Origin of the sequence: Archangium lipolyticum, from assembly GCF_024623785.1 — a bacterium.
Lineage (GTDB): Bacteria > Myxococcota > Myxococcia > Myxococcales > Myxococcaceae > Archangium > Archangium lipolyticum.
The window spans coordinates 549,059-569,515 of record NZ_JANKBZ010000002.1 but is presented as its reverse complement, the minus strand read 5'-3'; the positions used below and the strand labels follow the sequence as shown (position 1 = coordinate 569,515).

Genomic DNA, 20,457 nt, shown 5'->3' with positions numbered 1-20,457 from the left:
CGCCGCCCGCGGGCGCGCCGCTACGGCGCGCCCATCAGGAATTCCTGCGTGCCCACCTGGCCCTTCTCCGGGGCCACGTCCTCGGGCTGCGTGCCCTTCTTGAACCAGATGTTGACGGCGTCCTTCGTCCCCGACGAGGCGAGCTTCCCCGTCTTCTTGTCGATGCGCAGCAGCCGCATGTCGTCGCGCAGCCACTCGGGCGGCCAGAACTCGGCCTGGGGCCGGGCCGCCAGCGCCGTCTTCATGTAGCTCAGCCAGATGGGCAGCGACGCGCGGCCACCCGTCTCGTAGCGGCCCAGCGGGTGCTCGTTCTTGTCGTAGCCCACCCACGTCACCGTCACCAGGTCGCGCGTATAGCCGGCGAACCACGTGTCGAACGAGTCGTTCGTCGTTCCCGTCTTGCCTGCCGCCGGCTTGCCCAGCTTCTGCGCCGGACCGCCCGTGCCCTCCTGCACCACGCCACGCAAGAGCGAGGTGAGGATGAAGCCCGTCTCGGGGCTCATCACCTGCTCGCCCGGCTCGAACATGCGCGCATAGCCCGCCGCCACCCGGTCCTGCAGCGGCGCCCAGGCGTCGTCGTACGCCGTGTGGTCCTCCAGCGTGCGCCCGAAGCGGTCCTCCACCTTGCGGATGAAGTACGTGGGCTTCTTGCGGCCGTAGCGGTCGAAGGTGGCGTACACGTTGGCCAGGTCGTACGGGTACACGCACGAGGAGCCCAGCGCCGCCGAGAAGTCCATGTTCATCGGCGTGGTGAGGCCCAGCTTCTCGCTCCACGCGGCCATGTTCTTCACGCCCACCGCCGCGAACGTCTTCACCGCGGGGATGTTCATCGAGTTCACCAGCGCCGTGCGCAGCAGCACGTCACCCTGGAACTCCTCGCTGTAGTTGTCCGGCTTCCAGCTGACGCCGCTCTCCGGGTCGTGCTCGACGATGGGCGAGTCCACGATGATGGTGGCGCCCGTCCACCCCAGCTGCTCCATCGCCGCCGAGTACACTAGCGGCTTGAAGGAGCTGCCCGGCTGGCGGCACGCCTGGAAGGCCCGGTTGAACTCGTTGGCGTCGAAGTCGTACCCGCCCACCATCGCCGTGAGGTACTGGCGGTGCGGATCGATGGACACCAGCGCGCTCTGCAGCTCCGGCTCCTGCTCCAGCCGGAAGAGCGGCACGCCCTGGGGAATCTCCTTGTCCAGCTTGCGGTCGAACTGGACGTTGTCGTCCGTGAGCTCCTTCTGCACCACGTGGCGCACCACGAGCACGTCTCCCACGGTCAGCACACGCTTGACGGAGGTGAGCATCAGCCCCGGGTAGTAGCCCTCGGGGTTCACCTTGCGCGCCCAGCGCATGCCCAAGAGCGGCAGCAGGCCCTTGTGCGGACCCACCTGCACATCCGCGCCCTGGCCGTCCGGATCCACCCGCGTCACCACGCCCACGTACAGCTTGTTCTCCTGGAGCTTCTCGTCGCCCATCACCTTGATGGACTTCTCGATGAAGGCCTTGCGCTCCTGCTCCGTGCCCAGCTGCATCACCGGCCCGCGGAAGCCCTGCCGCTTGTCGATGGACATCAGCCCGTCGAGCACGGCCTCCTGCGCGCCGCGCTGACGCTCGCTGTCCATGGTGGCGAAGATCTTCAGACCCTCGTTGAGCAGCACCTTGTTGGTGTAGCGCTCCACCACGTCGCGGCGCACCTGCTCGGTGAAGAACGGGGCGAACTCGTGGAAGACGTCCTCCACCGGGTACACCCGCACCGGCTCCTCGTCGGCCTGCTTGCGCTCCTCCGCGGAGATCATCCCCTCGTCGAACATGCGGCGCAGCACGTACGAGCGGCGCTTCTTCGCCGCCTCCGGGCGCAGGAAGGGCGAGTAGCGGCTGGGCGCCTGGGGCAGGCCCGCGATGAGCGTCATCTCCCCCAGCGTCAGGTCGCGCACGTCCTTGCGGTAGTAGTTCTCCGCCGCGCTCTGCACGCCGTAGCTGTGGTGCCCGAGGAAGACGTTGTTGAGGTAGAGGTAGAGGATCTCCTCCTTCGTCAGCGCCTCCTCCAGGCGCCGGGCGAGGATGGCCTCGCGAATCTTGCGCGTGAGGTTCTTGGCGGTGGCCTTCTCGTAGCCCTCGGCGCCGATGAGCACGGCCTTCGCCGTCTGCTGCGTCAGCGTGGAGCCACCCTGCATGCTGCCGCCCAGGCCCAGCTTCTTCATGATCGTCTTGGAGCCGGCGCGCGCCGTGCCCAACACGTCCACACCGTGGTGGTCGAAGAAGCTGGAGTCCTCGCTGGCGATGAAGGCCTGCACCAGCCGCTTGGGGATGCGCTCGTAGGGCACCACCTTGCGCCGCTGGTGGTAGAACTCGCCGGCCAGCACCGCGTCATCGGTGTAGACCTCGGTGACGATGGGCGGCCAGTACTGGTCCACCTTGGGGATCTCCGGCAGCCCCTGGGAGAAGTGGTAGTACACCCCCACCACGGCCACCGCCGCGGCGGTGGCGCCCGTCAGTGTCGCCCACGCGGCGAACTTCAAGAGGCGCACCCACCAGCGGCGCTTCGGGGGCACGCCGTCGAGCACCAGCTTCGACTGGGAGCGATCGGTCTTGTCGGAATTCATACTCATGAGGGTTCCAGCGCGGCTCGCTTCAACACGTCCTTCAACTCCGGGGGCATTCGCGCCTCCACCGCCACCTTGCCCCCATGAGCCGGGTGGGGAAATTCAATGAACTCGGCGTGCAGGAACAGACGTTTCAGGCCCCACCGGGCCCGGACTTCCCGATTGAAGGCGAAGTCACCGTACTTCTTGTCCCCCGCCACCGGATGTCCGATGGCGGCCAGATGCCTTCTTATCTGATGCGTGCGTCCGGTCTCGATGACGCAGGAGAGGAGGGCTGCCTCGCCCGACTGCTTGATGACCTTCCATCGCGTCACGGCCTCCTGCATGTTCACCCCGCGACGGGCCTTGGACTCGGCCGTCTGCTGGTGCTCGGCGAGCGGGAGGTTAATGACGCCTGAATCCTTCGGCATCTTCCCTTTGACCAGTGTCAGATACCTCTTGCGGGGGTGTCCGTTGGTGAAGAGTTCCGTGAAGTGGACCATCGCCGGCCGGCGCTTGGCCACCAGGATGACCCCGCTCGTCTCCCGGTCGAGCCGGTGGGCGGGGCTCGCCGCGAAGTCGTTTCTCACCGCCTTGGGCCCCAGGTGCGCCCGGACGTAGTCCACCAGCGTCCCCCCGGTGATTCCACTCCCGGTGTGGACGGCCATCCCACTCGGCTTGTCCACCGCCATCATCCAGTCGTCCTCCATGAGGATGACCAGCTCGCTGGGGTCCACGGGGGGAGGGGGTGGGGGTTTACGCTCCTCGGGGCTGGCGGGAGCGAGCAGTTGCTCCTGCGTCCCCCGGATGGAAATGGTGTCCCCGGCCGCCAGGGGCTGCTCGGGTTGGGCCCGCTTCCCGTTCACCCGCACCTTCTTCACGCGAATCATCTTGAAGAGGTGGGAGGTGGGCACGTTCGCGAGCTTCTTGCGGAGGAACTTGTCCAACCGCATGCCCGCGCTGTCTTCCTCGATTCGGAACTCGATCATTTGACTGGCGCACGGACCTCACCACACCGATAAATTCGGGTCCATGCCGAAAGCCCCCACGATTGAACAGCTCCTTCAGAACGGAAGCGCGGAATGGAACCGACTGCGCAAGGCCGGCAAGGTGCCCACCGAGCACACGGGCGCGACCTTCACCCAGCTCTTTTCCGCCAATGCCGACCTGTCGGGTCTGGGACTGGTGGGCAGTGAGTGGGAGCGCTGCGACCTGTCCAAGGTGAACTTCCGCGATACGGACCTCTCCAACGCCTACTTCCACGGCGGCCGCCTCCAGGACTGTGACTTCCGGGGCGCCAACCTGGAGGGCGCCACCTTCGAGAAGCTCAAGCTGCTGCGCTGCGACTTCACCGGCGCCAAGGGCGTGGAGGAGGCGGACTTCGAGGACGTGGACATGGACCGCGTCACCGGCCTGGATGGCCAGGAGCCCCCGCCGCCCCCGCCGCCCCCGGTGCAGGGCATCACCGCCTTCACCCGCGAGCAGCGCGACCGGGTCATGGGCCCCGGAGCCCTGCTGGCCCCCGCCGCCGAGCAACCCGCGGAGAACGAGCTGCCCCCCTTCAAGCCCCAGGACAACCCGGGTCAGCTCTTCTTCCGCGCCCTCAAGCGCATGGGGGCCCCGCCCCTCTGGGTGCTGGACGTGCCCGGCCTGCGCCCGCTGCTGCCCGCGCGCCTGCCTCCCGGCTCCTCCCTGGAGACGCTCTACCGCGAGGCGGTGAAGACGCGGCTGGAGAACAAGAAGCCCGCCGCGGACCCCGGCGCCGTGGAGCGCGCCCAGCGCTCGCTGCGCATGGGCTCCAAGGACGCCAACCTCGCCGCCATGTACCTGCGCGAGGTGGGCGTGGTGCCCTCCTTCCGCTTCTCCGCGGCCAAGACGGTCAAGAACGCCCTGCGCGAGGAGCTGCAGGTGGATGACCTCACCGGCTCGGTGGATCCGCGCACCACCGGCGCCCTGCTGGAGCTGCGGCTCCCCCAGGAGGTGGTGGAGCACACCCACGAGGTGCGCCGCCGGCTGGCCGCCACGCAGCTCTACACCGCGCTGCTGGAGGCCGGCTTCAACCCGGAGAACAACTGGGAGGAGGCGCTGGAGTCCGCGGACGCCGCCATGGAGCTGGCGCAGCTAGCCACCGGCGAGGACCGGCAGGCGCTGCTCGAGGGCTTCCAGGTGTTCGCCGCCCTCCCCGAGGAGGCCCGGCTGCGGCGCCTGGCGTACCTGGCCGAGGCCCTCTCGCACCTGGAGCTCATCGGCCGGCTGCCCGAGGGCATGGAGCCCGCGTGGCTCACCGGCCCCGAGACGCGCGAGTGCCACGACCGGGAGATGACGTACGTGCAGTCCCTGACCGCCGAGGACATCCCCCGGAAGGTGCCGGCGCTGGGCAAGAGCGAGCTCGGCGTTCCCGAGGGCGAGGTGCCCGAGGAGAGCGAGGAGGACCTGTTCGTCCACCTGCGCTGCGACGTGTGCGGCAAGGAGAAGCTCATCGTCCAGTCGCCCGGCGAGGTGTGACGGGCGGCCCGCGCGGATGGGGGAAGTGAACGGCCCGGGACACTCCCCCTGTCCCATCCGGTACACCCGCCGGGGTCTCGACGGCCCGGCGGGCCTGATTTCAAGGGGTTGGGGCGCGGCACGGGGAGTGCTTTGGGGAGTGGCAACTCGAACCCCGGAGCACCCTCTCCATGAAACGCATCCAGCTTCTGACGCTCAGCCTGTTCGCGCTCACCTTCGGTCTGCTCACCGGCTGCGGCGGCGACAGCCAGGTCACCATCAAGCTGACCGACGCCCCCGGCGACTTCAAGAAGGCCGTCGTCACCATCTCGGAGGTCTACCTCCAGGGTGAGGGTGGCAAGGTGGTGCTCAGCGACGAGGCGACGACCACCAACCTCATCTCCCTGGCCAACGACACCCAGGACATCGTGAAGGACGCGGTCGTCCCCGCCGGCACCTACTCCGAGCTGCGCTTCGTCATCTCCGGCGCCTACATCGAGGTGGAGCAGGCCGACGGCAGCACCCTCATCTACGCCACCGAGGACAACTACGCCGGCCTGCCCGAGGGCGCCAAGGTCGCTGGCAAGCTGCAGACGCCCAGCTTCAGCTCCTCCGGTCTGAAGGTGAAGTTCGACGGCGACGTGGAGATCTCCGGCGAGCAGAAGGTCATCCTCGTGGACTTCGACGTGGCGCAGAGCTTCGGCAAGGAGCGCGGCCAGGGCGACAAGTGGGTGATGAAGCCGGTCATCAAGGGCGCGGACATCACCTTCAGCGGCAGCGTGAACGTGACCCTGGCCAAGGGCGCCGAGGTGAGCCTGCCCGTCATCAATGAGCAGGCCGTGACGCTCGGCCAGTTCAAGGCCACGCTCACCGCCGAGGCCGACGCCGACGGCGCCGCCGCCCCCGCCGCCGAGGAGATCGCCCTGACGGACGCCAACGGCGACGGCGTGTTCGAGGCCAGCTTCAAGTTCCTCGTCCCCGGCAACTACAAGATCAACTTCGTGGCTCCCGCGGGCGTGAGCTTCACCACCAACCCCTCCGTGCCGGCCCCCGTCACCATCTCCTCCGGCCAGGACCAGACGCAGGCCTTCATCCTCACCTCCGCCTCGGCGCAGTAATCCAGGAGGCGTCCCCCTGCCGCCCTCCTTCACCAGGTGGGATGCCCGATCGGGGACACGGCTCGCGCCGTGTCCCCGGTTGTCTTTTCGAAGGCTCAGAGGAGCGCGAGCTGCTTGGGCTGCCCGAGCGCGCGCGCATCCAGGCCCTCCGCGCGCAGCACCTCGGCCAGCTCCTCGGCGAAGCCATGCAGGGTGATGACGTCGCGGGCGCCGGTGGCCTTCACGTAGCGCACCAGTGAGGGGCAATCGGCATGGTCCGACAGCGGGAAAGCCACGTCCGCGCCATAGCGCCGCGTGGCCCCCGGCCCATCCACCGCCCAGCCCGTGAGCACGGCCGTGGCACGCGGCCAGAGCGGCGCCAGCGCCCCACCCCGCGCCTGGTGCGGCGGGAAGAAGAGCACCTCGCCCGGCTCGACGCGCCCGTCGAAGCGGCGCAGCGGCTCGATGGGGACACCGAGCTCACCGTACAGCTTCGTCACCTCGTAGATGGAGGCGTGCGCCACCAGCGGGAAGCCCCGGTCCGACAGGTACTTCATCGCCTCCTGGCTCTTGCCCAGCGCATAGGCCAGCAGCACCGGCACCGCGCCGCGCTCCTGGTGCCGGCGCACCCAGGACTCCACCTGCCCCAGCACCTCTTCTCTCGGAGGGAAGACGTAGCGCGGATGACCGAAGGTGGACTCGATGATGAGCGTGTCGCACTCGGCCACCTGGGCGGGCTCGGCGGTGAGCGAGGGGGCGAGGTTGATGTCCCCCGTGTAGACGATGCGCCGGCGGTCCTCCCGGGTGACGCGCAGCTGGGCACTGCCGAGCACGTGGCCCGCGGGCAGCAGCTCCAGCGTCAGCGAGCCCAGCGCGAAGGGGCGGCCGTAGGGGGCCGGCAGCGGCGCGCTGAGCGTCCCCAGCCGGTGCGCCATGAGACGCAGGGTGGCGGCGGTGGCGATGGTGCGCTCGTGCCGGGCGATGTGGTCCGAGTGCGCGTGGCTGACGAAGGACAGCGGGCACTTGCGCGTGGCATCCAGCGCCAGCGGCGTCCCAGCCAGGTGCAGTCCGTTCCTTCGCAGCTCGACGCTCATGGGAGGCGCTGGATATAGCGTGTCCCCACGGCCCATGCGCCTTCTTGACCACCGCCCCACGAACCCGAGCGCCGGGCAGGCGGAGGAGCGGGCCCGTGCTACACCTCGGGGAGCTGCTCGGTGGCCCCGCGCCCGCGCAGGCGTTCGAGGAGATGGCCTCCCAGCTCGGCCACCAGCACGCCCACCACGATGAGACCTCCGCCGCCCCACTCGCGCACGCCGAGCGTCTCGTAGCCGAGCCACACCGAGTACACCGCCGTGAAGACGGGCTCCATGGAGCAGATGAGCGCCACGCGCACGGCGGTGGTGCGCACCTGCGCCCACGTCTGCACGCAGAGGGCCAGCGCGCTGGCCAGGAGGCCGCAGAAGGCCACCGCCCCGATGAAGGACGGCGTCCACTCCACCCGGGTCTCGGTGAAGGGCAGGCAGAGCGCGGAGAGCACGGTCACCACCCACAACTGCACGGCCACGAGCGCCACCACTCCCGTCTTCGACGCGTAGCGCTCGGTGAGGAGGATGTGGAGGGCGTAGGCCATCGCGCAGCCCAGCGTCAGCCAGTCGCCCACGGACAATCCCCCCTCTCCCACGTCCGCGCCGGTGAGGTAGCGCAGGCCCACCGCCGCCAGCACCACGCCCACCCATGAAGTGACGCGCGGCATGCGCCGGAAGAGGATCAGCCCCAGCAGCGGGACGAACACCACGTACAGCCCGGTGATGAAGGCCGAGCGCGAGGGCGTGGTGGACACCAGCCCCACCGTCTGCAGCACGAAGCCGAGGAAGAGGAAGACCCCCAGCAGCAGCCCCCGGCGCAGCGTCTGGGGCTCGAGCATCTCGCGCCGGGCGACGGCCGTGAGCGCCAACGCGCCGAGCGTGAACCGAAGCGTGAGGAAGGAGTACGGGTCCCCATGGCCAAGCGCCCCCTTCACCACCACGAAGGTGGTGCCCCAGAAGGCGGTCATGAGCACCAGGGCCCCGTCCGCGCGGAGGCGGGCGGCATCGTTCGTCGAAGAGGAAGAGGGGCTGCTCACGGGGCGGGAATCGCTCTCATCGAGGGGAAGGAAGGCCCCGTGCTTTTGGCCTACCCTCCGGGCCGATGCAATGGGGGGAGGGCTTCATCCCCCAGGGGGTGCACGAGCTCACGCCAGGGCCCTCCGGACTGTCTCCAAGGTGGACCCTGGCGCTCCGCTCCTTGCCCTCCAGGCACATCGAGGAAGCCACCGCTGGCCAGGAACTCCCGGCAGGCCACCTCCTCTTCCCGCACCGCCGCGCGCAGCACCCGGATGCCTCGTCGGGCGGCGGACCCCTCCAGTTCCCGGAGCAGCCGCGTCCCCACCCCAAGCCGCCGCGCTTCCTCCGTCACGTGGAGGTAGCGCAGCCACGCCTCTTCCCGGACCGCGAAGCCCACCATCCGGCCCCGGCGGGTGAAGGCGCCCACCGCTCCGTCCTCCTGACACCACCGCTCCCGCAGCGAGTCGCCCAGGAAAGCCGTGGGGCCACGCAGGGCATGCCCCGCGTAGAGCAGCAGTGCCTCCGCGTCCTCCAGGGCGAGAAGCCGCACTTCGATGGGACCGAGCCACCGCCGCCGCGGCTCGCGGGTGGCCGGAGAAGAGGCGATGCCCCGCAGCACCTGGACGCTTCGGCGAAGCGAGGCGCTGCCCGCCGCGCGAGCACCCACCCGGTGCATGGCCAGCAGCAATGGCACGAGCCGGCCTCCCACCGGCAGGCGAAGCCCCGAGCGCCGGACGGCCACCACCCGTCCCAGCAGCTGCACGGGGCCCTCGTCCGCGCGCCCGAGGAAGGACCGCGTACGCAGAGGCGCCACGGAGCACACCACATGAGCCGCGAGCCCTCTCCCTTCCACACGGACGAGGGCGATGTCCCCGGGCCGCACCGCGAAGACGTCCGAGCAGCGCTCCACCTGGACGGAATCACCCCCGCGCAGCAGCGGGTACATGCTCCGTCCGGCGCCTCGAACCCAGAGGCGCGTACCTGGAGGGCTCGCCTCGAGGAACGCCGCCCACTCATCCTCGGGACGGCGTGAGCCCATGCATCCACTCGTCGAGGAAACCCGCCACGGCCGGGTCCTTGCGGAACGTCAGGCGGAATCCCGGAACGGGCGCCATCAGGCCACCCAGCCTCGGAAGCGTCGCAGCGCCGAGGCTCAGCCCCGTGCCCCCCTCCCCCTGAAACACCTGTCCGAGCAGCGGAGCCACCAGGGCCGCGGGGCGCACCGGGGAGATCGACTCGACCTGCCCCTTCTCCAGCAACAGGAAGGCGTGCAGGCGAGCCTCGGTGCGTGTGGCGGGCAGGTCCGGCTCCGAGCGGAAGGGGCTGCCGCACACGAGGCCGTCCGGCAACAGCGCCACCACCTCGTCCGAGAGCAGCGCGGCCCTGCCTGACTGGACGCAAAGCCGCGAGAGGGTGGATTTGCCGGCCCCACTGATGCCCAGGGCCACCACCGCCTCCTCACCGAAGGCCACGCCAGCGGCATGCAGGCAGAGACCTCCCTGGCGCAGGATGGCGAGTTGGAAGAGCGCACGCAGCGCGAGTTCCGCCGGGAGGAGCTCCAGGGGAGCATCCGTCGCCAGCCCGTCCTCCTCCACCCGGACGGCGCCGAGCGAGGGCTGGCCGGTTTGAAAGGGCCGGGCCCCCTCGCCCAGGTCCGCCAGCCGGCGGAGCCTCAACCGTGGCCGCCCCTCCTCCACGAGGAAGGGCGCGTCACTGCACCGGGGGCGGGCCGCGTCGAGGAGCGCGTCCTCGACCTCGCACACCCACCGGCCGAAGCACACCCGCGCCATGCTCCGGACCTACAGGCACTCAGGGCGCGGGTCACCGAAGGGGTCGCAGTTCGTCGGCTGGAACAGGTCCGGCACGATGATGCGCTCGGACTTCACCCGGGGAGGACTGTAGGGCTTCTTGGGAAGTGGCTGCTTCGGTTCCGTCCGCATGGTCGAGTTCTATCAATACCACACAGTAATGCGCCCCGGGGTATCAAAGGGATCGCCCGCCGCCACGTCCGGCGCACCATCCCCGTTGAAGTCACCCGTCACGACACCGGCCCCGAGCGCCTTGACTCCCTTGAAACGGGACTGGGCGACACCTTCACCGGCCACGAGATCGAACGGCGCTCCGGTGCCCCCCCGGTTGTAGAGGATCCAGGCGGAGGCGCTGGTGGTCATGGACTCGCCGGTCACGAGGTCCGGCAACCCATCCTGGTTGATGTCCGCCGAGGCCAGCGTGTAGCCGAAGAAGCGCTTGACGGTGATGCTGGGGTCGTTCGCCACGGTGACGGACCACTCGGGCTGGACGAACCCCGACGCCCCACCGTCCGGGAAGAGGCGAAGGGTGTTCGACTCGGGTTGGCTGACGACCAGGTCCCTGGCGGGTCCACCGGTGAAGTTCACCCGTGCCACCACGTCCACGCCGAAGCCATTGAGACCTCCCGTGCTGACCGGACCGTAGGTGAGGCGCTGCAACGTGTCCGCGACCGTCAGCGTCCGCTCCGCCACGGTCGCGCCGTTGCGGGCCATCAGGATGCTCCCGGGATAGATGTAGAGGGTGTTGACCTTGTCGTAGGGCGAGGAGATCGAAAGCTCCGGCTTGCCATCGCCATCGAGGTCTCCCACGTTCGCCTGTCCCCGCCGCCGGCCGAAGTAGGTGTTCGTGCCCACGTTGAGGCTCGTATCCCCTTCGATGATGCGGTCCGCCTTGTCCACGGGCACGAAGGTCACGCCGCTCTCGTTTCCGGTCGAGGCCGCCACCCAGTTGGCGCGGGTGCGCCCGAAGAAGAGATAGACCCTGCCCTTCCCACCATTCTCCCCGTCGGCGCTGAGGAGCACCTCGGACAACCCATCTCCATTGAGGTCCGCGATGATGCGGGCGGCGTGGCCGAAATTCGTCGAGCTGGCCTGGCCCCGGAACTCGATGGGAGCCGGGTCCACCGGCTGGCCCGTACGGCCGAAGTAGAGGAAGGCCCGGCCTCGAGCAGTGGACCAGTTCGGCGAGCCCACCAGCAGATCCGGCCGTCCCTCGCCGGAGGCGTCGCCCACGTTGCCCACCGCCACCTCGTTCCCGAAGAGCTGCGCCCCCACCGTGGGCGTGGAGGGCCACAGCGTCAGGGGCGTCTCGTTCCCGGAGAGGGCGTCGGAGTAGATGTGGACCGCCCCCACGTTCGTGGTGGTCGCGCTGCCCACGACATAGGCGGCCCTGGAATCCCCCGCCACCAGCTCATCCCTGCCATCACCGTTCAGGTCACCGCTGGCCAGGACGAGGCCGAAGAACCCGGACCGGGCCGTGGGGTTGGTGAGGACCTTGTTCGGCGCATTGTCGAAGACCGGGATGGTCCGGAAGGGCGAGACGTTGCCCACCTCGTCGAGGGCCCGCACCTCGATGAAGTACTTCGCCAGCGGAGGCAGGGTGAGCCGGTAGGAGGTGGTCTGCGCGGGCAGCAACGCACCGGTCTCCCGCCGCACCTTGGACCCGTAATAGGTGGCCTCGTCCGGGATGCCCGTCGGCAGCAGCGTGTCGGTGGTCCAGCGCAGGTCGTAACCCGCCGGCGTGCCCGTGGCGTCATCATCACCACTCTGAGGCCACGTCAGGTCCACCCAGGCCTTGCGTGCCCCACCCGTGGGAACCTTCGCGGTGAAGGCCACCTGGGCCGGAGGCCGCACGTCCACGGTGACGTCGATGGCGTACACCGTCTCGTTGAGGGCCGTATCGCGCAGCCTCAGCTCCAACGGCCCGGAGGTGCCGTGCGGCAGGACGAGGGGAATCGTCAGCGACTCGGGGCTCTGGGAGATCGGCAACGACGCGAGCTCCGTGGTGCCCTTGTAGAGGATGCGCAGGCGGCCCCCGGTGGCGCCCGTCACCGTCGCCCGGAGCTCCGCCTCCGCGTCACCGCCCGGCGTGAGATCCTGCACGTAGCCGGTGCCCGGCAGGTTCACGTTGGAGGCGGACACGAAGGTCAACGTCTTCTGGGCGGGAGTGACGGTGCTGAAGGCGGGCGGGGAGATGTCCACCGTGTAGTCGACGAAGTCGCTCGTCTGGCTCGACGCCGAGTCGATCATCTCCACCGTCAGCCGGGACTGCTCGCCGTCCGGCAGCGACACGTCGAAGGAGAAGTCCCCGGTGCCCGGAGCCGCCACCGTGGAGCCCAGCAAGGTGCCACCCTTGTAGAGCGACACGGTCTGGCCCGCGCAGCGGTTGGTGCGCCCGTGCAGCGTGTACTGCAGGCCCGACAGGCTCGCGTTCCCATCATCCGTCTGGTTGAAGGTGACCGGAGTGCCCGCGGGAGAGGTGAGCGTGACGTCACAGCCGACGTGCGGCACCGTCACCCCTTGCGCACTCGCCGAGCCGCGGTTGCCCGCTGCGTCCACGGTCTCCACCGTCACGTCCTGCGTGCCCTCGGGAAGGTTCACACTTCCCTGCGCCACGCCATTCACCACCGGGAAGGAGCCCACCAGTTCCTTCGAGTTCCCTCGTACGGAGAAGACACTCACGATGAGCCCCTCGCCGCCCTCGACCTCCACCCTCACCGTCGCCAGCGGAGAGCCGAGGGTGGTGCCGGAGGTGGGGCTGCTCAGCGTGAGCCGCGGGGCCTCCAGGTCCACCGTCACCGGCATGTTCACCGGCGGGCTCACGTTGCCCGCCTTGTCCTGAGCGGTGAAGACGAGCGTGTAGCTCCGGGTGCCCGCCGCCTCGACCGTGAAGTCGTGGGACACCGAGCGTCCTTCCGGGGTCTTCGTCACCACGGTGCCCGCGGGGTCGAGGCGCAGGGAGACACCACCCGGCCCGACGTCGGCGCTCGTCAGCGCGCTGGCCCGGAGCTGGAAGCCCGCCGTGGCCGGAACCGCGTCATCCGCCGGTCCGAGCGTGGCCCTGCCCGGTGAGGTGGGGCTGAGCTCGGGCACCACCCGGTCCAGCCGGAAGGACAGCAGGGCCGCGGCATTGACCGGATCCAACGGATTGGGCGGCACGGCGGCCACCGTCCGGTTGGCGTTGCCCGCGGAGTCCGTGACGACGACCACCAGCGAGTAATCCGCCTCCTCGAGGGACGGCAACGAACCGAGCGTCACGTCGGTCACCGTCCCCGTGGACATGGCATTGCCATAGAGGGTGTTGTTCGTGGCGTCGCGGACCTGGATCGGCAGACCGGTCGCCAGCCCGCTGGTGGACACGCGCAGGACCGGAGCACCCGTGGGCCACTCGGTGGCATTCACCATGCGGTCACCGTTGACGTCACCCACGAGCTCGAGCGCGGTCACCTCCGGGCGCACGCTGTCCACCACCAGCGACACGGGAGCGGACTCACGGACGGTGCCACCCTCGTCGAGCACCACCTTCAGCGAGTACCTCCCATCCGGATAGGAGAACAGGTTGGTGTAGGCCGGAACCCCCGCCGCCAGGGTGAACCAGCCGCTCCCGTCCCGGCACGGCGCCGCCGCCGTGGTGAGCGCGACACTGGTGCACACGTCCACCGTGGCCGACGCGGAGGCACCGTTGAGCGTGTAGGCCAGGGGGTGCTGGATGCCGGGAGTGAGCGGGTCGCGATCCGACTGCAGGTTGTAGTTGCTGGAGGCACCCGGCGCGGTGAGGACGATATCGCCCGGCGTGGTGTCCACGGTGTACAGCGCGCTCGCGCACGCCCCGGCGCCCGCGTTGTTCACCAGCACCGCGCGGAGCACGTTCACGCCATCGGCGAGCTGCACCCCCGAGAAGGTCTTCCCGGTGTCCACCACCTCCACGGGGACTCCACCCACCTCGGCGGTGTCCCGGTAGAGCTTCAACTGTCCCAGGGCGCCCGCGGAGAAGCCCAGATTGAGCGACACCTGGAGATTGCCGTCACCCACCGGCGAGCCATCCGTCGGACCCAACGTCCGGGAGGGATCCGGCGATTCGAACTTCAGGGAGGAGGTCCCAAAGGCCGACGCGACGGGCACGGACACCGAGGACTCGTTGCCAGCCAGATCCACCGCTCGCGCGGAGAAGGAGCAGGTGCCGCTGGTGGGAACACCGACGTCCCGAAGCGAGGCACGGCCCTGCTCGTCCGCGTTCGCCAGGAGGGTACCCTGCAACCCGCAGCCCTGGACGAGCACCTGCGCGAAGGGCTCCGTCACCGCGTCGAGCACCACCTGGGTGCCGGGCAGCGGGGAGGTGTCGATGAAGGAGGGCTCGATGCGGCCCCCGGGCGCGTCGCGCACGGTGACGGCGAGCGTGGGAGGCGTGGTGTCACGGGACACGGTGACGGCCTGGCTGACACCGCCGCCGGCACACGAGGCCACCAGACTCCAGGCGCCGTCCCCGGACAGGTTCATCGACAGCGAGGCAGCGCCCCCCGAGGCCGTCCCCGAGGCGTTCTCCGAGGCCCCCGGCCGCTGCGCGGAGAGGCTCACCGGTCCATTGTTGCCGAGCGCCTCCACCCGCACCACCACCGGCTTGCCGCCCGCGGGCAGCACGTCGCCCGGCGAGGGCTCGACGATGCGGCAGTTGGGACGGCCCGTGCGCACCTGCGTCGTGGCGAGCGTGCACACCTGGGTGCCGGCCGCGTTGCGCACGCACGCCTTCACCGTGTTGGCGCCCTCGGCGAGCGACAGGGTGAAGCGCGCCACCCGGCCTTCCCCGCTGCCATCCACCGTCCGCGCGCGCTGCGGCTGGCCGAGCCGGCCAGACACCGTCGTCCACAGCTCCACCTCCGTGCCCACCGGCTGGTCGTCCACCTTCACCACCGCCTCGACCTGGGCGGGCTGGCCCGCGACGAAGGTGCCGATGGTGGCCGGCACGCGCAGCACGGGGGTGGGCGCGGTGCTCGCCACCACGACGGAGAAGGGCTTGCCGGCCACGTTGCCACCGGAGTCCGTGACGCTGAGCTGGAAGTCGTGACGGCCGTCGCCGGGAACGGTGACCTCCGGGAAGAAGACCTGCCCCGCGCGCACCGTGGCCGACAGCGGCTCGGCTCCCGCCCGCGTCAACGTGGCCGTGGCACCGTCCTCCACCGGGCGCACCACCGCCTCCACCTTGAAGGTGCGGGTGGCCACCGCCGACACGGGCGAGCTGATGGCCAGCCGCGGTCCCTCGGTGTCCAACGTCATGCCGCGCGCCGGAGACGTCACATCCCCTCCGGGCAGCTTCACCACCGCCACGCACTGGGAGGGCTGCGCCTCGCGCACCGGCTCGGAGAGCGTCACCCGCGCCATGGCCCTGCCATTGTCCCCCACCGTGAAGGGCACCGGCGCGATGCCGCACACCCCCGCGCACGAGAGGAGGCCACTGGCTCCGCGCAGTCCCGTGCCCCACACCTCGAAATCCACCTGGTAGCCCGGCAGCAGCGGGTCCGCGTCATCCACCTCCCGCAGCACCTGCCCCTCGGCGGGGATGACGATGTCCAGGGTCCTCGTCTCGCTGCCCACCGTCACGCTCTGGTCGTGCGACGCCGTGCGCTTCGAGCCCTCCTCCTCCACCGTTACCCGCAGCACGTTGGTGCGCCCCGGCAACGTCACCGTGGGGAAGCGCACCCGCTGGCCCTCGAGGGTCGCCGCGGGCCCCTCCCGCCACACCGACTCGCCCGCCGACAGCACCTCCAGCTTCGCCCGCGCCAGCGTCACCTCGCGCCCGGCCGAGTCCGCCGCCACCGCCACCACGTCGTACTGGAAGCCCGCGGTGCCCACGTCCGCGTCATCCCCCAGCGCCAGCCGTTGCCCATCCACCGGCCGCTCGAACGCCACCGTCAGCGCGGACTCCACCGGCGGCTTGCCGCACGTACAGCCCGCCGTCCACAGCGCACACACCGCCAGAAGCCACTGCCATCCCGTTCGACGCATGACTGCCTCTCGACGTACTGGAACCGGCCCCACACAGGGCCTCACGGCCCGAGCACCAACACCTTCTTGTCCACAAGGAGCCTCACGAAGGCGACCGTGTCCTCACGGCACACCTCGGGCTCCACCTCGAATTCCTCGCACAGCGCCGCCACGATCTCGCCCAATGTCCGCCGGCCGTCGACCAGCTCGAGGATGCGCTCGGCCACCGCGGATACCTCGCCGCCCTCGTCCTCGAACGTGTGCAGGGTGTCGTCCGGCCCCACCGCCAGCACCCGGTCTCCCACCCGCTGCACGCCCGCGTCCGGATGGAGGCGCGGCACCCCCTTCATCACGTCCTCCATGTGCGCCTCCGTGCACCCACATGACCCCCGGTCCGTTCGAAGCAGGGTGCGATGCTACCCCCACCCCGATACCCGGGCCAGGAACCGTGCTCGCCCGCAAGCCCTGTTGTCGACCATGCGGTAACCGCTATGACGGGGGCGCGCCACCCTCGGGGGCGTCGGGAGGAACCAGGGAAACCATGAATACGATGCCAGAAGGCGAGATGGCTCCCCGGCAGGGCTGGTGGGGCCGCAACTGGAAGTGGGTGGTGCCCACCGGATGCCTGGGGCTGCTGCTGTCCTGCGGCTGCCTCGGCGCCCTCATCTTCGGCGTCACCTACCAGGCGCTCCGGGGCACCGGCGTCTTCGTCGAGGCGCTCACCCAGGCAAAGCAGTCGCCCGAGGTGCGCGAGGCACTCGGCGAGCCCATCGAGTCGGGGATGATGCTCCAGGGCTCCATCCAGTCCCACGACGACCAGGGCTCGGCCAACTTCTCCGTGCCCCTCCAGGGCCCCAAGGCCGACGGCACCCTGCTCGTCGAGGCCTACAAGGACGGGGAGCAGTGGAAGTTCACCACGCTTCAGGTGGAGGTGCCGGGACGCCCGACCATCGACCTGCTCGGCGGAGAACCCGCGCCCCCACCCGACACCGTGCCCTTCCAGGACTCGCTCCCGGACGTCGAGCCCCTGCCCGAGGACGAGGAGCCCGGTGGGGAGCCCGTCGAGCCCGAGGAGCGGGAGCCCGAGGAGGGGCAGAAGGACATCGAGCTCTGAACCCGCAACGGCGAAGGGGCGGCGCGAGGAGTCTCCCCGCCACCGCCCCTCCCGGGACTGCTCAGGCGATGCCTAGCCCTTGGCCTTGTGGATGGCCTCGCGCAGCGCGGGCAGCACCTTGAAGAGGTCCTCCACCAGCCCGTAGTCCGCCACCTGGAAGATGGGGGCCTCGGGGTCCTTGTTGATGGCGACGATCGTCTTGGAGCTCTTCATGCCCGCCAGGTGCTGGATGGCACCGCTGATGCCCGCGGCGATGTAGAGCTGCGGCGCGACCACCTTGCCCGTCTGGCCCACCTGCAGGTCATTGGGCACCCAACCGGCGTCGCACACCGCGCGCGAGGCGCCCACGGCGGCACCCAGCTCGTCGGCCAGCGCTTCGATCTCCTTGAAGTCGCCCTTGGTGCCACGGCCGCCGGACACCACCACGCGTGCCTCGGTGAGCTCGGGCCGCGCGCTCTTGACCTCCTTGAAGTCGACGAACTTCGTCTTGCCCGTCTCCACCTTGGGGGAGAAGGTCTTGACCTCGGCGGCGCCCTGGCCACCCGCGGCCGCGGGGAACTCGGTGGCGCGCAGGGTGAAGACCTTCACCGGCGTGGTGAGCTTCACCTCGGCGAACACGTTGCCCGCCCACATGGGCCGGGAGAACGTGACGTCCGCGCCGCTACCATTGAACCCCATGACGTCGGTGGCCATGGCGGCCTGCAGGCGGGCGGCCACGCGGGGCATCAGGTCCTTGCCCTGCGCGGTGGACGCCATGCCCACGTAGTTGGCGCCAATGGACTTCGCCAACTCGGCGATGGCCGGGGCGTACGTCTCGGCCAGGTAGTGCTCGAACTCGGGGGCCGCGGCGGTGTGCACCGCCTTGGCGCCCAGGCCCGCGAGCTCCTGGGTGACCTTGGAGGGATCCTTGGAGAGCAGCACCAGGTGCAGCTCCGCGCCCGCCTTCTCGGCGAGCTGCTTGCCCGCGCCAATGGCGTTGAGGGTCGCCTTGCGCAGGTTCCCGTCCGGCTGCTGCTCCGCAACGATGAGAACGATCGGCATGTTCGGCTCCTAATCTCGAAGAAGAAGGGGAACGACGCCCCGTCAGACGACCTTGGCCTCGTTGCGCAGCTTGTCCACCAGCGTCGCCACGTCCGGCACCTTGATGCCCGCCTTGCGCGGAGGCGGCGCCGCCATCTTCAGCACCTGCACCTTCGGGGTGACGTCCACGCCCAGCTTCTGCGGCGTCAGCTCCTCGATGGGCTTGCTCTTGGCCTTCATGATGCCCGGCAGGCTGGCGTAGCGCGGCAGGTTCAGGCGCAGGTCCGTGGTGACCACCGCCGGCAGCGCGCACTCGAGCGTCGCCAGGCCGTTGTCCACCTCGCGCACCACGCGCACGCTCTTGCCGTCCGCGCCCATCTGCAGCGCCGGCACCTTGTTCTTCTCCTGCTCGCTTTCCAGCGACTCCACCTTGGAGGCGAACGTGGCCTGGCCCCAGCCCAGGTACTCGGCCAGGTACTGGCCCACCTGGTTCTGGTCGTCGTCGATGGACTGCTTGCCCAGCACGACGAGGTCCGGCTTCTCCTTCTCCACCACCTTCTGCAGCAGCCCGGCGACGCCCATCTGGTCCAACGGGCCCGTGTGGTTCACCCACACCGCGCGCTGGGCACCCATGGCCAGCGCGTGCCGCAGTTGCTCCTGAACTTCCTTGCCGCCGATGGAGACGACCACCACCTCGCCGCCATGCTTGGCGACGAGACGCAGTCCCTCCTCGACGCCAATCTCATCGAAGGGGTTGATCTTGTACTTGAGCCCCTCCTGAACGATGCCCGAGCCGTCCGGCTTCACCTTGATCTTGGACTCGGGGTCTTCCACGCGCTTGGCGGTGACGAGGATCTTCACGGTCGTCCTTCTCCTTAGAGCGGGTACTCCCAGAAATGGCGTGACGGGCGCGTTTTCATGACGCAACGCGCCGCGTCGCGGGGCGTTGATTTACGCATCAACGCCCCGCGCCGGCAACCGGGAAGCGCAAGGAGCGGACAGTTTTTCTTGCCTACTTGAACAGCTCGCGCGCGATCACGAGGCGCTGCACCTGGCTGGTACCCTCGTAGATCTGGATGAGCTTGGCGTCGCGCATGAGCTTCTCCACCGGGTATTCCTTGATGTAGCCGTAACCGCCGTAGACCTGGACGGCGTCGGTGGTGACCTTCATGGCCATGTCGGCGGCGAAGCACTTGGCGTAGGAGGACTGGAGGCTGGCGCGCTGGCCCTCATCCAGCAACCACGCGCTCTGGTGGCACAGCAGGCGCGCGGCCTGGATGTTCATGGCCATGTCGGCCAGCATGAACTGGATGCCCTGGTGCTCGCGGATGGGCTTGCCGAACGTCTTGCGCTGGGCGGAGTACTCCAGGGAGTGCTCGAGCGCGGCGCGGGCGATGCCCACCGAGAGGATGGCGGTGATGGGACGGCTGTTGTCCAGCGTCTCCATGGCGATGCGCCAGCCCTCGCCCTCCTCGCCGATGCGGTTGTTCACCGGGACGCGCACGTCCTCGAAGGTGAGCGCCACGGTGTCGCTGGCGCGCTGGCCCATCTTGTTCTCGTGCTTGCCCACGGTGAGGCCCTTGGGACGGCCCTCCACCACGAAGCAGGTAATACCCTTGTGCTTCTTCGCCTTGTCCACGGTGGCGAACACCGTGTACTGGTCCGCGTGGCCGCCGTTGGTGATGAAGCACTTGGAGCCGTTGAGGACGTAGTGGTCCCCGTCGCGCACCGCGGTGGTGCTCATGTTCGCCACGTCCGAGCCCGCCTCCGGCTCGGTGAGGCAGAACGAGGAGAGCTTGAACTTCTCGGTGAAGGGCGTGAGCAGCCGCTTCTTCTGCTCCTCGTTGGCGCCCACGATGATGGGCAGGTTGGCCAGGTCATTGGCCGTGATGGAGGTGGCCATGCCCGCGCAGCCCCATGCCAGTTCCTCATAAGCCAAGAGCTGGTCCAGGTGCGACAGGCCCACGCCGCCGTACGCCTCCGGGATGGCCATGTTCAGCAGGCCGTTCTCCCAGGCCGCGGCGATGATGCTCCGGGGGAACTCCGCGGTCTCGTCGTGGTGGGCCGCCTTGGGGCGGATCACCTCGCGAGCAAACTTGCGCGCCATCTCCTGCAGGGCGCGCTGGGATTCGGAAAGCTGGAAGTCCATGGGTCCTCGCGGGCTGTGATTCGGCAGAAAAACACGGTGGTTGGAAGGGCACTTCCCACAGGCTCATCTGCCATGTGTCTGTGGTTTGACGAATACCGCGTGCACCGGAATACTGCCAGCCGTCAAGACCC

At 69.5% G+C, this 20,457-nt stretch carries 15 protein-coding genes; 3 read left to right on the top strand and 12 right to left on the bottom strand.

All coding sequences use genetic code 11. The annotated features are described in order from the left end of the window. Positions 1-20 precede the first annotated feature (20 nt). Together NR810_RS05995 and NR810_RS05990 are read right to left on the bottom strand one after the other, a co-directional pair. Entirely contained in the window at positions 21-2,600 is a 2,580-nt protein-coding gene (locus NR810_RS05995) for a penicillin-binding protein 1A (protein WP_407653758.1), read from the bottom strand. Then, positions 2,597-3,562, bottom strand: a complete 966-nt coding sequence (locus NR810_RS05990; RefSeq protein WP_257448839.1) for an RluA family pseudouridine synthase — start codon at positions 3,560-3,562, stop codon at positions 2,597-2,599. The genes NR810_RS05995 and NR810_RS05990 overlap by 4 nt, the downstream gene beginning before the upstream one ends. 43 nt (positions 3,563-3,605) lie before the next feature. On the opposite strand from NR810_RS05990, the gene NR810_RS05985 reads away from it, so the two are divergent. Together NR810_RS05985 and NR810_RS05980 are read left to right on the top strand one after the other, a co-directional pair. Further along, complete coding sequence (locus tag NR810_RS05985) at positions 3,606-5,078, top strand: pentapeptide repeat-containing protein (protein ID WP_257448837.1); 1,473 nt, start codon at positions 3,606-3,608, stop codon at positions 5,076-5,078. Between the two features lie 170 nt (positions 5,079-5,248). Beyond that, entirely contained in the window at positions 5,249-6,175 is a 927-nt protein-coding gene (locus tag NR810_RS05980) for a DUF4382 domain-containing protein (RefSeq protein WP_257448835.1), read from the top strand. Between the two features lie 95 nt (positions 6,176-6,270). On the opposite strand, the gene NR810_RS05975 is transcribed toward NR810_RS05980, so the two are convergent. From NR810_RS05975 to NR810_RS05945, 7 genes are all read right to left on the bottom strand, one after another. Then, entirely contained in the window at positions 6,271-7,248 is a 978-nt protein-coding gene (locus NR810_RS05975) for an MBL fold metallo-hydrolase (RefSeq protein ID WP_257448833.1), read from the bottom strand. A gap of 98 nt (positions 7,249-7,346) precedes the next feature. After that, positions 7,347-8,276 carry a DMT family transporter gene (locus tag NR810_RS05970; RefSeq protein WP_257448831.1) on the bottom strand — a complete coding sequence of 310 codons (930 nt, stop codon included), beginning with the start codon at positions 8,274-8,276 and terminating at the stop codon, positions 7,347-7,349. A gap of 50 nt (positions 8,277-8,326) precedes the next feature. Next, positions 8,327-9,295 carry a GNAT family N-acetyltransferase gene (locus tag NR810_RS05965; RefSeq protein WP_257448829.1) on the bottom strand — a complete coding sequence of 323 codons (969 nt, stop codon included), beginning with the start codon at positions 9,293-9,295 and terminating at the stop codon, positions 8,327-8,329. Further along, on the bottom strand, positions 9,270-10,046 hold the full coding sequence (locus NR810_RS05960) for a potassium transporter TrkH (protein WP_257448827.1): 777 nt from the start codon (positions 10,044-10,046) through the stop codon (positions 9,270-9,272). The genes NR810_RS05965 and NR810_RS05960 overlap by 26 nt, the downstream gene beginning before the upstream one ends. 9 nt (positions 10,047-10,055) lie before the next feature. Then, a complete protein-coding gene (locus NR810_RS05955) occupies positions 10,056-10,196 on the bottom strand; it encodes a hypothetical protein (protein ID WP_257448825.1) in 141 nt (46 codons plus the stop codon). 12 nt (positions 10,197-10,208) lie between these two features. After that, positions 10,209-16,064 (bottom strand): VCBS repeat-containing protein, encoded by a 5,856-nt coding sequence (locus NR810_RS05950; RefSeq protein WP_257448823.1) that lies wholly within the window; start codon positions 16,062-16,064, stop codon positions 10,209-10,211. A 41-nt stretch (positions 16,065-16,105) separates the two neighbouring features. Then, on the bottom strand, positions 16,106-16,405 hold the full coding sequence (locus NR810_RS05945; RefSeq protein WP_257448821.1) for a PqqD family protein: 300 nt from the start codon (positions 16,403-16,405) through the stop codon (positions 16,106-16,108). 179 nt (positions 16,406-16,584) lie between these two features. On the opposite strand from NR810_RS05945, the gene NR810_RS05940 reads away from it, so the two are divergent. After that, complete coding sequence (locus tag NR810_RS05940; RefSeq protein WP_257448819.1) at positions 16,585-17,157, top strand: cytochrome c oxidase assembly factor 1 family protein; 573 nt, start codon at positions 16,585-16,587, stop codon at positions 17,155-17,157. A 72-nt stretch (positions 17,158-17,229) separates the two neighbouring features. Here NR810_RS05940 and NR810_RS05935 read toward each other — a convergent pair whose 3' ends face one another. From NR810_RS05935 to NR810_RS05925, 3 genes are all read right to left on the bottom strand, one after another. Beyond that, positions 17,230-18,198 (bottom strand): electron transfer flavoprotein subunit alpha/FixB family protein, encoded by a 969-nt coding sequence (locus tag NR810_RS05935; protein WP_257448817.1) that lies wholly within the window; start codon positions 18,196-18,198, stop codon positions 17,230-17,232. Positions 18,199-18,240: 42 nt separating this feature from the next. Continuing rightward, entirely contained in the window at positions 18,241-19,038 is a 798-nt protein-coding gene (locus tag NR810_RS05930; protein ID WP_257448816.1) for an electron transfer flavoprotein subunit beta/FixA family protein, read from the bottom strand. Positions 19,039-19,189: 151 nt separating this feature from the next. Continuing rightward, positions 19,190-20,326 carry an acyl-CoA dehydrogenase family protein gene (locus NR810_RS05925; RefSeq protein WP_257448814.1) on the bottom strand — a complete coding sequence of 379 codons (1,137 nt, stop codon included), beginning with the start codon at positions 20,324-20,326 and terminating at the stop codon, positions 19,190-19,192. Positions 20,327-20,457 lie beyond the last annotated feature (131 nt).

Coding starts and splice junctions, on each gene's coding strand:
- NR810_RS05980 (WP_257448835.1), top strand. CDS start 5,249: ATGAAACGCATCCAGCTTCTGACGCTCAGCCTGTTCGCGCTCACCTTC.
- NR810_RS05940 (WP_257448819.1), top strand. CDS start 16,585: ATGAATACGATGCCAGAAGGCGAGATGGCTCCCCGGCAGGGCTGGTGG.
- NR810_RS05990 (WP_257448839.1), bottom strand. CDS start 3,562: ATGATCGAGTTCCGAATCGAGGAAGACAGCGCGGGCATGCGGTTGGAC.
- NR810_RS05935 (WP_257448817.1), bottom strand. CDS start 18,198: ATGCCGATCGTTCTCATCGTTGCGGAGCAGCAGCCGGACGGGAACCTG.
- NR810_RS05965 (WP_257448829.1), bottom strand. CDS start 9,295: ATGGGCTCACGCCGTCCCGAGGATGAGTGGGCGGCGTTCCTCGAGGCG.
- NR810_RS05960 (WP_257448827.1), bottom strand. CDS start 10,046: ATGGCGCGGGTGTGCTTCGGCCGGTGGGTGTGCGAGGTCGAGGACGCG.
- NR810_RS05925 (WP_257448814.1), bottom strand. CDS start 20,326: ATGGACTTCCAGCTTTCCGAATCCCAGCGCGCCCTGCAGGAGATGGCG.
- NR810_RS05975 (WP_257448833.1), bottom strand. CDS start 7,248: ATGAGCGTCGAGCTGCGAAGGAACGGACTGCACCTGGCTGGGACGCCG.
- NR810_RS05985 (WP_257448837.1), top strand. CDS start 3,606: ATGCCGAAAGCCCCCACGATTGAACAGCTCCTTCAGAACGGAAGCGCG.
- NR810_RS05995 (WP_407653758.1), bottom strand. CDS start 2,600: ATGAGTATGAATTCCGACAAGACCGATCGCTCCCAGTCGAAGCTGGTG.
- NR810_RS05950 (WP_257448823.1), bottom strand. CDS start 16,064: ATGCGTCGAACGGGATGGCAGTGGCTTCTGGCGGTGTGTGCGCTGTGG.
- NR810_RS05955 (WP_257448825.1), bottom strand. CDS start 10,196: ATGCGGACGGAACCGAAGCAGCCACTTCCCAAGAAGCCCTACAGTCCT.
- NR810_RS05945 (WP_257448821.1), bottom strand. CDS start 16,405: ATGGAGGACGTGATGAAGGGGGTGCCGCGCCTCCATCCGGACGCGGGC.